General features: G+C 45.9%; 11 protein-coding genes. 2 read left to right on the top strand and 9 right to left on the bottom strand.

Annotation, left to right across the window (positions count from 1 at the left end; genetic code table 11):
• Nucleotide 1: 1 nt before the first annotated feature.
• The 6 genes from U1I11_RS10600 to U1I11_RS10625 all read right to left on the bottom strand — a co-directional run bounded on the left by U1I11_RS10600 (nt 2) and on the right by U1I11_RS10625 (nt 7184).
• Complete coding sequence (locus tag U1I11_RS10600) at nt 2–1054, bottom strand: ATP-grasp domain-containing protein (RefSeq protein ID WP_322906078.1); 1053 nt, start codon at nt 1052–1054, stop codon at nt 2–4.
• A 780-nt stretch (nt 1055–1834) separates the two neighbouring features.
• Nucleotides 1835–2623, bottom strand: coding sequence for an IucA/IucC family C-terminal-domain containing protein (locus tag U1I11_RS10605; protein WP_322906079.1), 789 nt, complete (start codon nt 2621–2623; stop codon nt 1835–1837).
• The gene (locus tag U1I11_RS10610) at nt 2586–3413 is read right to left on the bottom strand and encodes an ABC transporter ATP-binding protein (protein WP_322906080.1); all 828 of its coding nucleotides are present in this window, start codon (nt 3411–3413) and stop codon (nt 2586–2588) included. Before U1I11_RS10610 ends, U1I11_RS10605 begins: the two co-directional genes overlap by 38 nt.
• A gap of 52 nt (nt 3414–3465) precedes the next feature.
• Nucleotides 3466–4509, bottom strand: coding sequence for a FecCD family ABC transporter permease (locus tag U1I11_RS10615; RefSeq protein ID WP_322906081.1), 1044 nt, complete (start codon nt 4507–4509; stop codon nt 3466–3468).
• Nucleotides 4506–5519 (bottom strand): FecCD family ABC transporter permease, encoded by a 1014-nt coding sequence (locus U1I11_RS10620; protein WP_322906082.1) that lies wholly within the window; start codon nt 5517–5519, stop codon nt 4506–4508. The genes U1I11_RS10615 and U1I11_RS10620 overlap by 4 nt, the downstream gene beginning before the upstream one ends.
• A gap of 684 nt (nt 5520–6203) precedes the next feature.
• Nucleotides 6204–7184, bottom strand: a complete 981-nt coding sequence (locus tag U1I11_RS10625; RefSeq protein ID WP_322906083.1) for an ABC transporter substrate-binding protein — start codon at nt 7182–7184, stop codon at nt 6204–6206.
• Between the two features lie 378 nt (nt 7185–7562).
• Here U1I11_RS10625 and U1I11_RS10630 point away from each other — a divergent pair, with 378 nt between their 5' ends.
• Complete coding sequence (locus tag U1I11_RS10630; protein WP_322906084.1) at nt 7563–8537, top strand: arsenic resistance protein; 975 nt, start codon at nt 7563–7565, stop codon at nt 8535–8537.
• A gap of 984 nt (nt 8538–9521) precedes the next feature.
• Here U1I11_RS10630 and U1I11_RS10635 read toward each other — a convergent pair.
• A complete protein-coding gene (locus U1I11_RS10635; protein ID WP_322906085.1) occupies nt 9522–10277 on the bottom strand; it encodes an SGNH/GDSL hydrolase family protein in 756 nt (251 codons plus the stop codon).
• Nucleotides 10278–10867: 590 nt separating this feature from the next.
• On the opposite strand from U1I11_RS10635, the gene U1I11_RS10640 reads away from it, so the two are divergent.
• Nucleotides 10868–11359 carry a hypothetical protein gene (locus U1I11_RS10640; protein WP_322906086.1) on the top strand — a complete coding sequence of 164 codons (492 nt, stop codon included), beginning with the start codon at nt 10868–10870 and terminating at the stop codon, nt 11357–11359.
• 435 nt (nt 11360–11794) lie between these two features.
• Here U1I11_RS10640 and U1I11_RS10645 read toward each other — a convergent pair whose 3' ends face one another.
• Together U1I11_RS10645 and U1I11_RS10650 are read right to left on the bottom strand one after the other, a co-directional pair.
• Complete coding sequence (locus tag U1I11_RS10645) at nt 11795–12661, bottom strand: amidohydrolase family protein (protein ID WP_322906087.1); 867 nt, start codon at nt 12659–12661, stop codon at nt 11795–11797.
• Nucleotides 12662–12819: 158 nt separating this feature from the next.
• Nucleotides 12820–16032 (bottom strand): GNAT family N-acetyltransferase, encoded by a 3213-nt coding sequence (locus tag U1I11_RS10650; protein WP_322906088.1) that lies wholly within the window; start codon nt 16030–16032, stop codon nt 12820–12822.
• Nucleotides 16033–16036 lie beyond the last annotated feature (4 nt).

Raw genomic sequence — 16036 nt, forward strand, 5'->3', positions numbered from 1 at the left:
GTTAATCAACGCTCCTTTGTATAGATGTTCCCGCAATTACAGGTTCCTTTTGCTCACTAAATAAATAATCAAGATAACGTCCAGCAACATCACGCGCTTGCCCTGCGTACGGGTAAGCATGATTGATCATATCCGGTAAAGCATTCACTTCCAGTATGCCGCCTTGCTCCAATGTGAGCGGACGCGCAATATCATGACAGCGGATGTCGATCCCAGCCACATCAATGCCCAGTGCAGCGGCAGCGGCAACAGACAAATCGATATTTTGCCGACAAATAATATCCGTACAATCGGAATATAATTCGCAAATCGCCCCGGCTTCCATATTTTCCGAATTATATACATTTACCGTTTGACCGGGCGCTGGAATAGTATGCATAGTATAACCTTGACGCTTCAATTCCTTATTAACTGAAGTACATTCGTTATTTATCGCAACAAATCGTTCAATGATACCGATAGCGGTCTGTTGTGTACATTGTTCATTCACCTGTGCGATCAGCTCGGCAATCGTACATATCCCGTCTCCAACGAGTTGTACCGGTCGATAACAGGTAACCGCTTCTACTTTGCCAGCAATGACCAGCACCCGATAATCGACTCCGGTCACAAACTGCTGTAGCATTATCGAACTGCCATAAGCGGCTGCACGTTCGAGCGCTTGTTCAAGTTGCTCGATTGTGCGTACATCGAGTGTTACACCATCGCTTCGACTGGCATCAAGCGGCTTCACTACAACTGCGCGCCGTTCCGGCGACAATTGCTCCATAAAAGCGATCGCTGCATCGATGTCCGTCACCACCGTATACGGCGGAACAGGCAGCCCTCGTTGCTGTAGCAGCAAATTTGATGCTTGTTTGTCCTTAGCGAGCAGACCGGACAATAGCGGCAGACGATGAGAGCGTGTTTTGTTAATGATGATCGTTTGTCCATTTTGGCTTAAACGAAGAAAGTCCTCACAGCCTGGAACGAGCAGTTCACAAGCGATGCCCATTTCCTGCGCTCTGGCGGCAATGAGCCGATTTTGCAGGTTTTGCATCTTATTTAGGAACACCAAATATCCTCCTCCAATTTCAGAAAAATGATAATGATTATCAATATCATTTGTTCGATACCTATCTTAAAGGACAATGCTTATCGTTGTCAACAACCAACTTTTTAGCCAAAAATAGAGAAAACGATATGGCATACAGGGAAACGTGGATAGAAGCGAGGATGAATAGGGATTGGCATAGCCTCGCCGCAATTCGTATGATGCTTATAGTGTGCGGGATCGCGCAGCGGGTAGACGGTAATTTGATCGTTTATGATTGGCACAATTTGAGACAAAATACGAGGTTAGTCCTATGCGTACAATCAAGTAATGATGCCAGATGATAGAGTCGATCCGGTGGTCAAGGAACCAAAACGTATATTCAAACTTTATTGCACATTATATACTGTTTATTGTCGCTAGTTAGCGTTGTGCATTGAATTGTTATTTATTTTACAAATAACGATGTGCAATAATAATTTGGACGATTTAAAGACACATCGTAGTCGGTACCCTTCTTTTAGTTTACATAATATTAATTATGTCGTTTAAATATGTATGAGACATCGATATCTGTTTCTGTCTGTAATACAGATTAGCCACAGTTTTATCCCAGACAGAAACAGCCGTGCTTTTAATGGTTACGCTTGCTTTTGTACAGTGCAGTGGCAGCCTGCTTCGCTTTTAGCGTAACCATTTATGTTACATAGCCAGCAGTACAGCATCATAAGGCAGCCGCATGCCCAAATAAAGCTGCCTTTCGCTCGACTTCACTATCCCATTTTATAGCCCTATACCCTTTCAACCATGCTTAAGCTTAGGACAAGTCGGACAATAATCATCCGGCTCATCTGCTGCCAAATAATAAAAGCAACAAGTTTTGCGCACACGAATCGGTGTATCGGATACAGCTGTAATGCGTTTGGGAGAATCAAACTTTTGCAGCGGATTGCTGCGCTGGGCAAACAGATGGGCAGGCGCATCTTGCACCAGGTAGCGATAATCCGCTTCCACCTGTAGCCGCTGTTGCTGGTCGGCACCGTCAGCAAACTGATTTTCATACAGCCAGTATACATAGATCGCCGTATTTTCCCATAATACCGCTTGGCTAATTCCGGTCATTTGTGACAATGCCGCCCATACACGCGCCAGATTACCGGCAAACATCCGCTTTAGCACCTCATCGCGCCATTCAGCCCGTTTGCCGTCGTCCGGACAGCTGACATTCGTATTAACGAGCAATGCTTTAGGTAGCCATGCCTCGCCTTGCAAATACGATTCAAGCGAACCGTTTTCGAGCGTCAAATCCAGCCCTTTGTTATAACGAGACATCGCATACAAGCCTGCCGCAATCGTCAAATATGCATACCGTTTTGCGAATAAAGACACCGTTGCAGTCATCGAATCAGTTTCCCAAAAAGCACCTACCCGCTGTAAAAATGGCAGTGCCCGTTCCGGCTGCAACAACTCGGCAAAAGCAAGCGACAGCTCCCGATGTTCCGAGACGTCAACTGCCAGCCGGTAGTGTTGCTGCAACTGCTCCAGCTCGTTTTTATCTAGCGATGCCATTGATGTTTTGCTGTTGCCCATGTATTTTTCGCCCCTTTCCATGCGGGATACATAATGGTGTGCCAAATAACGGATCGACCGAAATTTCGCAGTCCATCTGGAATACGCGCCGTACAAGCTCCTGCGTGATAATTTCCTCCGGCTTGCCTTGTGCAAAAATCGCCCGATCTTGTACCGCTACAATATGATGGGCATACCGACACGCCAAATTCAGATCATGCAGCACCATTACAATCGTGCGTCCTTCCTGCTCGTTCAAATCAAACAACAAGTCCAAAATGTCGATCTGATGCGTCATATCCAAATACGTTGTCGGCTCATCGAGCAGCAATGTCTCGGTGCCTTGAGCGAGCGTCATCGCAATCCAGGCACGCTGACGTTGCCCACCGGATAATGCATCGACCGGACGATCTGCTAGCTCGTTCAGATTGGTCGCTGCGAGCGCACGCTGCACCATCTGTTCGTCTTCATGCGACCATTGCTTTAACCAGCCTTGATGCGGATAACGCCCCTGACGCACGAGTTGATTGACGGTCAATCCTTCCGGTGCAGAGGGCCCTTGCGGTAAAATCGACATCCGGCGTGACACTTCCTTAGTCGGGAGCTGGGCAATATCTTGACCATCTAGCAATACCGAGCCAGCGCGCGATTTGAGTAGCCGTGCCATCGTCCGCAGCAGCGTCGATTTGCCGCAACCGTTGCTGCCGATTAGCACCGTAATTTGCCCTGTTGGGATCGTCAAATTCAAATTTTCGATGACAGGTGCCTGACCGTAGGTGACCGTAAGCTCTTTTGCTTCTAATATGCTCATTGTTCATCCTCCTTTATGTTGTCCAAACGGTATCATCATTTCTCATCCAAACTCAATACTGGTTCCGACTGCGGAACAGCAAGTACAGAAAAAATGGCGCTCCTACACCTGCCGTAAATACACCTGCCGGTACATCGAGTGGCACAAACAATGTACGTCCAATTAGATCGGCAGCAAATACGAGTAAACCGCCAATCAGCCCCGATACGATCAACAAACTGCCAAACATCCGCCCGACTAGCCTACGGGCGATATGCGGTGCCATCAGCCCGGCAAACCCGATCGTCCCTGCCACTGCTACCGCAATCCCGGCGAGCAACACACTGCATGCCAGCAGCACAAAGCGATGTTTTTGCACCGTCACACCAAGCCCTGTCGCCAGATCATCTCCAAATTCCTGTGCATTCAAACTGCGCGCCAGTATGATCGCTACCGGTACAATAATGAATAGCACTGGCCATATCGTATTCACATCCGCCCATGTCGCTCCATACACACTGCCTGTCAGCCAAATATACGCTTGCCCTGCTGTATAAAATGGGCTAATAATGAGCATAAAAGTCGTACCTGCCCCGGTAATTGCCGACACGCCAATCCCGATCAGCACGAGCCGAATCGGTGTTACGCCCGCTTTCCACGATAACATGTAAATGATGAGCGCCGTTATGAGCGCTCCTACTACGGCAAACAATGGCAGTAATTTGATGCTAAGCGCACCGCCGAGCAATGTTACAAACCCGACCGCTGCCACCGCAGCACCGCCGGTAATGCCGATCACATCCGGCGATGCGAGCGGATTGCGAATAATACCTTGCAAAATCGCCCCTGACATGCCTAGCGCAATCCCTACAAGCATCGCTAGCACAATGCGCGGCAACCGTAGCGTCAATACAACAAAGTCAAAATCGCCATTGTCCCAGCCTATAATCGTCCGCAGCACATCGAGCGGCGCAATATAATCACTGCCAAAGCCTGTGCCAATAATGATTGCCAACACACTAATCAGTGTGAGTATGCTAATGACAAGCAATGAACGCCGTTCAATCCGAAACGATATACGACCGTTGCGACTGCGAAATGTAATGATTGATTTCATAGACGAGTCACCCCCTTACGGGCGATATAAATGAAGAACGGGCCGCCAATGAGCGCCGTTACTACACCAAGCGGCAATTCAGACGGCATAATGACAAGCCGTGCCGTCACATCGGCAATGAGCAGCAAAATAGCGCCGCCAGCAAGACAATACGGCACAAGCCAGCGGTAATCATTGCCAACTAGCGCGCGCATGAGATGCGGTACGACTAGCCCAATCAGCCCGACCGAACCGGCAACAGACACCGCCCCACCAGCTAACAATACCGTCACTAGCCCCATCATCAACTTCACGAGCAATACATTTTGCCCCATCCCACGAGCGATATCATCGCCGGTCAGCAGTAAATTAATCGCTCTGCCCATACTGAGCGCAATAATGACCGCAATCCCCATATACGGAAGTACAGGATAGAGCATTTGCAGCGAGCGTCCGCTGATCGAACCCGTCATCCAGAACAATACATCTTGTAACCCTGTCGCATTCAACACGAGCACCGCCTGTGTAAATGAGGCAAATAACGCCGTCATCGCCGTACCTGCCAGCACAATTTTAATCGGTGTTAAGCCATCGCGACCGATGGAACCAAGCACATATACGATAATCGCTGCAACCGCCGCACCGGCAAAACCACACCACATTAACGTCGTCAACGATTCAACAGACACTAACACAACAGCGATGACGATAAAAAAGATAGCGCCGGCGTTGATGCCGAATACGCTCGGTGAAGCAAGCGGATTCCGCGTCAGCGCCTGCATCATAGCGCCCGCCACAGCCAGCGCAGCACCAACGACCGCCGCGATCACCGTACGTGGCAACCGCTCTGTGTGCAACACCGCCTGCGCGACCGATTGACTGTCATAATGCGTAAACGCTTCAATGGCAACTGCAAACGTAATCGGTGTCCGTCCATAGATCATACTGGCAACCGCAGCTAGTAATAACAACAACATGAGTAGTAGCAAACCGATCAGTCTGCTTTTTCCTTGTCTGAACAGGGGAAACATAGGCTCACTCTTTCATTCCATAGTATCCAGCAAATAACATATTAAGCTTGCAAAATGGTACGATGGCATCGATTATGATGCCATTCACTTTATTGCAGCATATGCTGCAAAATCAGCCGCTTTTTTAATTTTTCATTGTATCATCTATAACAATTGGATCATTCAGGTGCCGACTGGCATTTCTGCAATCCGCTTCAGTGCTACATTCACTGGCATGCCTATAATGGATTCTCCATCTGTTGAACGTTTATTGAATGTTGAAGTCATATAGCCGCTTTATGATGCCGTGCATCCACCTATACGTCAACAAATGGATAAACAAGGCCCATCCAATCGGCATATAGCAGCATTGATGCGCTTCCGACCAGACAGACCTTGCTACTTAACGGTGTACCCTTTTTCGCCCGCCGACTGAGACTGCTAACTCAGCTGCTAGCGATCAGCGAGATATTTCTGTCAAACGTTCAAACTTCACTTCATGAAGCCGAGTACGCTTTGATCAAGCACGGCTACGAACGGTCATCTACGAATGATCATCGAACAGTCTCATATGAGGCATATAGCGCACATAAGGAGGTATGAATGCTACCCGTAATTTTCCTCATAGCATTACACGTCCCACACGCCAGGCAAAATGCCTCAACTGCCATTAAACGAAAGCGTTATCGGTTACAAACTTCCAAGTTATTTCAACCCAAACTGTTTGTACAGACCATCAAGCATCAGGTTAGCAGAGATGTACCCTCCACCCATATTCCATGTCACTTCATCCACCTGATACACTTGGTGCTTCTTCACCGCATCCAGATTCGCCCACAGCGGACTGCTTGTCCAATCTTGATACAGTTTATTAATCGCTGCCTGATCATCACCAGAATCAAAGTTAAAGATCATATCCGCATTCATATCCGGAATGTTTTCCTTCGACGTCAGCTCGATTCCCCATGTGTCGCCATCTTGTCCAGGCGGACGAGTGAAGCCGAGGTCTTTGAGAATCAGACCCGCATAACCCATATAGTAAATACGAACTTGATCGGCACGGAAATTAGTAATGGTTGCTTCAATCGGTAGACGATTGCCCATTTTCGATTTAAAATCAGCGACACGAGCGTCCCAATCGGACAATAGCTTATTCGCTTTATCTTTTTCATTCAGCGCTTCACCAGCAATTTTCACCGTTTCTTTCCAATCATATAACTTGTCCGTCATAACGGTTGGTGCGATCTGGGACAATTGATTGTAGATATCTTCATGGCGCGTTTTGTTGGCGATGATCAGATCGGGTTTCAGTTTATATATTTCCTCCAGATTCGGTTGGGACTCTTGACCCACTTGTTGCACATCGCCAAGGTCTTTTTTCAAATAGTCATACACCGGCTGTTGTACCCATGATTCAACGATACCAACTGGCTTTACACCAAGCGCAACGACAACATCGTTAGCTCCCTGGAAAAGGGTTACGACCCGCTTGGGCGTGCCTGTAATTTTCGTTTCACCCATTGCATGCTTCACGATACGTGTGTTTGCGGAAGCGTCTGTATTCGTAGCCGACTGCTCGGAAGCATTGGCAGACTGATTGGAATTACCTGATGTGCACCCTGCCAGCATCATGATCATTAGCAGCAATGCCGATGCTCCAAGCAGTGTTTTTTTAAATCTCAACATATGTTTCTTCCCCCTGTACTATGTAATTGATATTGAATCTCATTATCGTTTGTAATTGTAGTAGAATTAGGGACTTTTTTCAAGCGCTTTATTCGACAGATTATGAAAACAAGCTATAATGATAAATCAGACACCACTTCAATTTACATGTATAATTTACGTAACTATAATTATGTAAACTAAAATAAAACTAATTAATGTTGTCACTGCAAGCTATCCCCCTTTTCGTAAGTAGGGTTTCGTCAAAAGTGTCAGATTATAAAGAGAGAAGTAATTGTAATACATGCAAAAATGACGATTTTACAACTTTCGTTAGCGAAATACAGTTTGATTGTGACAAATTGTTGACTAAGATGCCAAAAAGGAGCATATTACACCATGTTAACTCGAGCACAAATGGAGCGACACCAGATCGGACTTTATATACTCACATTAATTGCAGCCGCTATATGCGGCTTATTCGCCACACGAGCGGTACATGCGCTTGATCATCCGGCACTATTTTCGGTTATGATCGCGCTTTTAATGTATGGTATGTTTACCCAAATTCCATTTATTACGATCAAACAAGCACTCATTAATCGGCGTTTTGTTGCCGCGATTCTTATCGCCAATTATGTCGCCGTCCCGCTTATCGTCTGGCTATTATGCCATCTTTTGCCACAGGAAACCCCGTTATTGCTCGGTGTGTATTTAGTGTTACTCACGCCGTGTATTGATTATGTAATCGTATTTACCTATTTAGGACGCGGAAATGAGAAGCTGATGCTACTTAGCACACCCGTATTATTTATTACCCAAATGCTGTTATTACCGCTCTATTTGTGGCTGTTTCTCGGAATCGAAGTGATGCAAATTGTAGAGCCAGCTCCTTTTATTCAAGCCTTTCTGATAGTCATAGTGCTACCTTTAATGCTAGCGATTACTTTGCAATGGATAACGCGCCGAAATCAAACTTATCAAGTTTGGCTCGATCGGTCTGCCTGGTTACCTGTTCCGATGATGGCGCTCACACTATTTGTCATCGTATCATCTCAGATTGGCAAGTTAACTGCACATTGGGCTTTGATTGTCGCTGTGATCCCCGTCTATATCGCATTTATGCTCATTATGCCGTGGATTGCCAGAACGATCGCCTATTGCTTCAAGCTCGACATTGCCGCTAGTCGCACCGTGATCTTTAGCTCTAGCACGCGTAACTCGCTCGTTGTCCTCCCACTTGCCCTTTCATTACCTAATCAATGGAGCGTTATCGTTGCCGCTATCATCGTAACGCAAACGATCGTGGAGCTTGCAGGCGAGCTGGTATATGTACGGCTCGTACCGGGTTTTATTTTGCGAGATATGAAATAACTGCTAGATTACTCAAGCTAACGCTATTGTACAACATCAACATTCACATTCACGTGGTCAAGCTGCGAATGCGCTATGTGTAATTATTGTTTGTTTTGTAGGGCTGTTTCTACATGCTTCCGCTGACAATAATATGAACGCTAAGCAATAGATGATGCAGCTATTTTGCTTATAATTAACATAATAATTATTATGTTAACTAAAGATTTATTACCTGAAACTACCTCTACCACAAAAGCGAACAGCGCTTTATCCTTAGATCAGGAAAGAGTGCTGTTCATCTTTGTTTCAAAATAATCTTTCGCTTCCGATGTAGTTCATCCCTGGCATCGGCGACAAATATAAATATAAATATAAATATAAATATAAATATAAATATCAAACCAATCCGCCGACTCACCTTTTCAGTATTAAAATCGAAGTATCTTAAATACTATCTACCACCACATAAGTTTAACTAATTGATTCATAAGTAAAGATTTCGGTATGGTTGTGTATGTACGTAACACCAAATAGCGGTAGGTAAATCAGAGATACGTCAAGGGTCATTTTCCGTATTTAGAATTAGAGAAATAAAAATAGCATAAAATGTTAAAAATGAATAAATAAAGCTTGAAATTAGGATAGGAGAAGGGATATGACAGCTTAAATAAACGTGTGAGAACGAAAACAGCGTATAATTTATATTATACGCTGTTTTTTCGAATGGTTATTTAACTATTAAAACGAGCCTCCTCCCCAGTAGCTTGAGCAGCTCAACTATGCTGTCTGATTAACTCTATCGTTTGCCCACATACTTGCATCACACGATGAACTTCTCTACTCTAGGCTATCCGACATTAATCTACGCACTTAGCGCAGTCAGCCTACTAGGCGATGTCTTCAAACGATCCTACGCATCATTTTATTCGCTACATTGCGTTGGATTGCTTCATCTTTTCTCATCCCATCATCTCAACCCACATATGCTATATGTTTTAGGCATCACTTCTTCAAAGCAGCGATAAGCAGCGATACATAATATCGACTGCCTTCTGGTTTCAGATGCGTCCCATCCTTATAAAAGTATTGTTCTTTGCCCTGACTTGCACTGTACCAATCAACCATTCGCACATTAGTAAATTCGTGCCCCACCCGAATTAAAGTATGATTAACCGTGTCCTGCCACTGCTCTGGCATGCGAGCTGTTACGAGTAGTACGCGATTAACGTTGGATAATGATTTCAGTATACTTCGCAACTGCTTTGAACTAAAAGCCCCATTTGTACCGAGTTCGATAATAACATAATCCCCCAGCTTCCCTTGAGCAGATAAGCGATTAATTTCATCGTCAGCCTGTGACATTTGACGTCCAACTTTGCCATCGATAATCATATTAGGCAACCGCTCTTGTAAATAAGGCTTAATTCCAAGCGTGAGCGAATCACCAATCATCGTGACCCCCGCGCCATCTACAACCCGATCCATACGTTCGGAATCAAGATTGTCATGTTCAACTTCCGGTGATGATGCTGCAGAATGTTTATCTTTAAAAGAAGGTTGCTCGGATGACTTATTCGATTGTGGCAATTTCGTGTTTGTGAGGTTAGCATCCGTATGATGGATAGTTGAAGCATGGTTGGCTGCTTGTTGCTGTTTTTCCGATGTGGATAGGGTTAACAATCCGATCACGGTTCCAGCTACAGTACATATCGCCATACCCCATAAAATGATTGTTATCCATATATTGTTTCGGCTCATCTGCATTGCATTCCTTTCTATATACCTTCATTTCCGATATTTTCATTATCGAGATAGTTGCTCCTATACACTTCAGCATAGCATTACAGCGTGCAGATTCATGAAGTGTATGTGCCGCTCATTAAAACGATACATTGAAACTTTTATAAACAAAAACTACAAATGGGCAAGCCAGAAACGATAGCATCATTCGTAATGATCCATCTTGTAACTGTATCATTCCCAAATGCTCGTTTATCCATCTTGTTGCACTGTTCATTATGTTAATGATTCTTATACCAATATGCAAATAGATACAACAATTTTCATTTAGGGTACTCATCGGGTTCATGCATGTTCCAACTGTATTGTCCTTCATATCCCGGAAATACATATACGACGATGAGTTCTGTTTAGCTATTGTTGATGAATATTCGAAACTCCATCTAAAGATGGATATATCGAATGATTTCAACAATAAATTCGATCTCGACATGGAGGTGGAAACTGTGTCGACATTTTATAATAAAACCAACATCACCAATAACAACGACGATCGATATGCCCCCGGAAATCGAATCACAATCCTACTACAAAAGGAAGATGCCATTATGTTCAACCATCACATGAATTTGTTCATCATCGCCCTCATTATGATCTGGGTCATCAGCCGTCAGCTGCGCCCGCGTAAAGTTAAAATGATTACGTTATTCCTGCTGCCTCTACTCGCTCTGTATCAAACGGTACAAAATTTGCCGCATAGCAGTCTGCCTGTGTATCAGATTGTCGAGTTTGTATTCATCACCGTTGCCGCCATGCTTGGCGGTATCGTACAAGCGAAATATACACGCGTCTTTTGGTCGGGCGATCAGCTTTATATGCAAGGCAACAAAATAACGCTATTTGCCTGGATTGCGCTGATTGTAATTCGTTATGGGCTTAATTTCACCTTTCATGCGTTCTTTGCTCCAGCAGGCTCGCCACTTAGTGTGTTATGGATATTATGGGTTGGTATCGCGATTATGTTTAGTACACGCAATCTATTAATGTATCGCAAATGGCCAGAAATACGTAATATGGTGAAAAGACGTAGCGAGGCATGAATGGTCATTTGATGTAGATCGATATGTACGCGTACGCCACTTGCCTTGTCTACAGATGCATCGTACGTCGAAGTGGCAATGAGGAAATGGACAATACAACCAAAAGCGCGGCAAGCAGATGATTCCATTCTGCTTACCGCGCTTCGGTGATGTTGGTGTATACTCAAGGTTTTATACAAGCTGCTTGATTCCATCTTTCGGCATGCATGCTATTACCTTGACCGAGATGAATTTGAGTGCTGAATCTGACTCAATGTCTTATTAATAAGCATTTCAGTACAAGATCAAAATTGAAATTCAACTTGGTCTGCATACTATTGAGCTTTCGCTCGATTTATACCTATTCAATTACGCAGATCGTTTCCACCTGTACAGCTATAAAACATCCTTCCGCTTCATGCGCGTACTGGTGTTCTCCGACACTCATTCAAACGACTACCGCCGCTCCACCCATTCCCGCAATCGCGGAAACACCTTCAGCGCATTGCCATAAAACACATCCTCCCAGTGCGCTTCCGGAATCAAATGCTGAATAAACATGATCCATGCATCCAGCGGCACGAGCGGCCAATCGGTGCCGAATAACAAGCGATCATACTTTTCCGAAAAGACAAGCGCTCGTTTAAAATGATCGACATACGTCTGTTCGCCCATCAGTCGCTGCACTTTAGCATTGTCGCCGACGATCCAACCGGACAGGTCGGCATACAGATTCGGATTTTTTTCCAACATGGCGGACGCGTCCAGCACCCACGGATCGCCCAGATGGCAGAGCATAAAGGTGATATCGCGGTGCTTTACGAACGTTTTCTCCATCGCCAGCGGATGCGAATATTGCAGCAATCCTTGATCTGCATACGTTAAACCGCCATGAATGACAACAGGCAAACGATAACGACGCGCCAGCTCATATACCGGATCATAGATCGGGTCGCCCACATCGTAATGGTAATAGCCGGCATATAACTTGAAGCCGACGACATGCGGATTGGAAAGCGACTGTTCCACCGCTTCCAGTTGGCGCGGATTGTGCAGTGTCTCCGGATTAATACCAATGCAGGTGAACACATTGTCCGGCAGACGATCGTTCAGATCAAGCAGCATTGGGTTGGCTGCTTCTTTGTCAGGAAAAGCACCAGGAATCGTCTCGGTCACACCCATGCCGACAGCAGCGATCACATTGGAAGCAGCAAATTCAGCCAGCAGCCCATCCGTCGTATAGTCAATCGAAGCGAGTGTGCGCGCTGTATCGTGAAAAGCTTCAATTTCGGAAAAGTGAATATGTGCATCGATAATTTTCATAGACCGCTCCTTTGGACAGTATCGTTCGTTTGCATAGTGATAAGGATGGAATTTTGTATATATCACTCAGCTGGACATACAAGCTGATTTTAAGTTGATCGTAAATTCCAATTCATTAGATGAGAGAGTATTCGCTGCCCCAACACTGCATGTAATCGTCACTTTTCATCCGATGTTTCTCCGCCTGCATTCCGTTTGCCAAACCGAATCCGTTTCAGCTCCGCAAAAGTATCAACAGGCAGCTCTGTCTCAGAAAATACCCAAAATTGCGGCGCTGTAAATTCTTCTTCCCCATGACGAGTGTACAAATTGCTGGACATTTCGGACAAAATGACAGAGGCATCGACCAGCACGTCGCTCGTCTGGTTCATTGTATCTGCTACGATATGCAGCCGATATGTTCGCTCTTGCGCGCTCAGACTAATGATGCCATCCGGCACTTCGGTTTCGTATCCCGCTTTGCCTGCTTTACAGACGAGTGACTCGCCTGCCAAATTACGCAGCGATACACGACTATCTGTCATCCCTTCACTCGCTTTGCAATAATTCCATTGACGGATCACGAGCGGGGCAAAGCTGCTGCCGGTTTGCTGCCGAACGTGTACAAATGAAGCCATGACCGGGGCACCGGGCAATGTTACATAATACTGGCGCAGCAATAAGCCTTTGTAAATGGCATGGTCGGTAATTTCCATCTCGATCGCGACACCGTACCAATGGTTGCCGAGCGAATCGGTTATATCGGTAAACGATACCGAACGCGGTTGTTTTAATATGCTAGCAGATGACATGCCTTTGAGCTGTACAGTCAGTCCACCTGTCCACGGATTCCACCATGATTTGGGACCTGGCTCAGGAAAAGAAGAATCGATCCATTCTACACCATCGTGCTGTAAGGAGAATACGACTGGTGCAAAACGATTGCTCACTTTAAATTCGAGCACGCCGTTTTGCACACAATGCACATCACCTTGCTCGGTTTGGCGTACGCTCGTGATCATCGGTTCGTCCGAGACGGGAATGAGCAGGCGTTGCTGTTTTAGTTCATAACTGTCCATATCGAGCAAAAGCTGAAGCGTATCCAGCTTGCCCGGCGTGGCAGGAGAGAGGGAAAGTGAGCCATTCCATGTTTGTAACTGCTGCTCTGCTGTAATGTCAAATTGCTGCCGTTCTACACGCTTAGGTGAAACAGCGATAATCGTACCGTTTAAAACCGTATTTTTACGTTCAATTACGGTTAGCTTCGCCTGCTCGGTCGTTATAAAAGGATTGCCGTCATTAAGTACGATCTCCAGCGGTGGCTCCGTTTGCAGCGGCTTGGTTTGACTCGTTTCCAGCGCAAACGCACGGAAATCTTGCCAGTCGCTCCATGTGCCGCCAGCGATACGCAGCGGCGGCGTGCTCACCGTTTCACCAGCTTGCAACATGCCCAGCGGATGCTCTAGCGCATAATGCCAATGATCGCGCAGCAATATGCGTTCCTGTGGCCAAGTGATGCCCCAACTATTGTGCTTTTTGCGATGGAATACCCAGTTTTCGGTCATATTTTCGATCAGCCAGTAATCGCTTGATGATGCATCCGGGCCATACGCGGTATCCACATACCCGTTTTGATACGGCAAAATGCTGTTATGAAGCGACAACTCGAATTTTCCTTTTAAAAATAACGGTTCTGCTCGTTCCTGTCCGGCTATATTGTGCACCTCATAATGCTGGGTAATAATTCCGTTCTGGTGGAGCTGAATTATGTTTTTCAGGCGCAATTGCAGCGATTGTGGCTCATATTCCGCTTCCATCCTAATCAACGCTTCTTGTTGATGGAACGAAACGCGGATAGCGCGATCTTGTTTGAAGGCATTGTCGTAAGGCAAGCCAAATTTAGGATAAAACATCATCCCACCGTATTCGGTGCCTTTGTACATATGGATCGCATTCGTCAGCTTGTTCAGATGCACATGATAGGCGCCATTGGATGCTACCCAGCCATCTGCTGTCTGACCGCCAAATACGGACTGTGCGCCAGACAGCACAAGACTGATGGGCTGTTCCAGCACTTTCACATAATGGGTAGATGGCGAAGCATCGGTTGATGGAAGTTCGCTATCTGTTAATTGAGCTACCGTTTCATTGTTCATAACCGCTCGTTCAATCGTTAACGACTCATACCAGATACCATAATCAAGTACAGTTGCTTTTACGGTCAGCGCCTGGCGACCGTGTGCGGGCACCTGCATCGTCAGCGTTCGTTCACGGAAAGACAGCAATCGATGTTCCTGCCAACAGATACGATACGTTTGCTCGGTGTCGTATTCATTTTCCAGCGAAAGTTCAATTTCCAACTCTTTGCCGACAAATGGCGTTTGTTCTGGCTGGTGCAGTTTAAGCCGCACCGGGAAACGAGGTTCAATCCCAAGCTTGAACACGGCTGCCTGTCCATTGATGAGCAGTTCCGCTTCAACAACCGGATGCGTTTGGTAGGGGTCTTGCTCCTCCTCGATCGGATTAAGCTCGAATGTAGCATGAACCGTTTCTCGCTCCTGTACGTGTATCGATTGATGCAGTGACCATGCTACTTGCTCATTGCTGCGGGCTTGAATGTCTACTTGCAGCGGCTTGCCGGTTTTGTTGATCAGCTCGTATTCAATCGGATAACTTGTGCCAAATGGCAACCGATGTCGCTTCGGAATCGTCGCCTGGATCATATAATCATCGGTTTCGATCAAACGTAATCCGCGTCCAGTGCGCTCATATTCCATCCGTAAATAAACATTATGTTTGCGCCATTCGTAAGTAAAATAATCAAATCCATTTTCACCATGACCGTCCGGCTCGGTTACGATCTCACGAATGCTATCATTATACCAATCAAGCTGTTCAAAATACGGCTGTACAGCTGGCGTTTGCAACACCGATGGAATCAGATTGATCAAATGGGTCACATCTTCACGCCGCTCCCAGAAAAAACCGGCTTTTTTGTAAGCAGGTACAGCTTTACTATTGCCGGGCCAAGTGTACAGATCGACACGCGGCCAACCGAGTTTAATCGTTTCTTCTACAGCGCGTAAGACGAGTCGTTTGCCGATTTTGTGCCCATGATAGTCAGGACGCACATTGAGCAAAGCAATATAGAGCGCGCCTGCATCTTCTTTGTAATGGGAAAAGCTGCAATAGCCGATCACCTGCTCACCATTTACAGCAAGAAAAATGTTCAGATGCGGGCTATTATGGTGTTCCTGCAAAATCATCTGTTCTGTTTGTAATGCATTGTCGCCGCCCCAGCTCTCCTGGCTGGCATTCCACATCTCGGCAATCGATGCAGCATAGCGCGGTTCGTATTCGACAATCTGAATTTGATCGTTATACGTCGTCATAACA

The organism is Paenibacillus campi (assembly GCF_034659835.1).
GTDB classification, from domain to species: domain Bacteria; phylum Bacillota; class Bacilli; order Paenibacillales; family Paenibacillaceae; genus Saccharibacillus; species Saccharibacillus campi.

Coding starts and splice junctions, on each gene's coding strand:
- U1I11_RS10605 (WP_322906079.1), bottom strand. CDS start 2,623: ATGGGCAACAGCAAAACATCAATGGCATCGCTAGATAAAAACGAGCTG.
- U1I11_RS10610 (WP_322906080.1), bottom strand. CDS start 3,413: ATGAGCATATTAGAAGCAAAAGAGCTTACGGTCACCTACGGTCAGGCA.
- U1I11_RS10615 (WP_322906081.1), bottom strand. CDS start 4,509: ATGAAATCAATCATTACATTTCGCAGTCGCAACGGTCGTATATCGTTT.
- U1I11_RS10620 (WP_322906082.1), bottom strand. CDS start 5,519: ATGTTTCCCCTGTTCAGACAAGGAAAAAGCAGACTGATCGGTTTGCTA.
- U1I11_RS10625 (WP_322906083.1), bottom strand. CDS start 7,184: ATGTTGAGATTTAAAAAAACACTGCTTGGAGCATCGGCATTGCTGCTA.
- U1I11_RS10630 (WP_322906084.1), top strand. CDS start 7,563: ATGTTAACTCGAGCACAAATGGAGCGACACCAGATCGGACTTTATATA.
- U1I11_RS10635 (WP_322906085.1), bottom strand. CDS start 10,277: ATGAGCCGAAACAATATATGGATAACAATCATTTTATGGGGTATGGCG.
- U1I11_RS10640 (WP_322906086.1), top strand. CDS start 10,868: ATGTTCAACCATCACATGAATTTGTTCATCATCGCCCTCATTATGATC.
- U1I11_RS10645 (WP_322906087.1), bottom strand. CDS start 12,661: ATGAAAATTATCGATGCACATATTCACTTTTCCGAAATTGAAGCTTTT.
- U1I11_RS10650 (WP_322906088.1), bottom strand. CDS start 16,032: ATGACGACGTATAACGATCAAATTCAGATTGTCGAATACGAACCGCGC.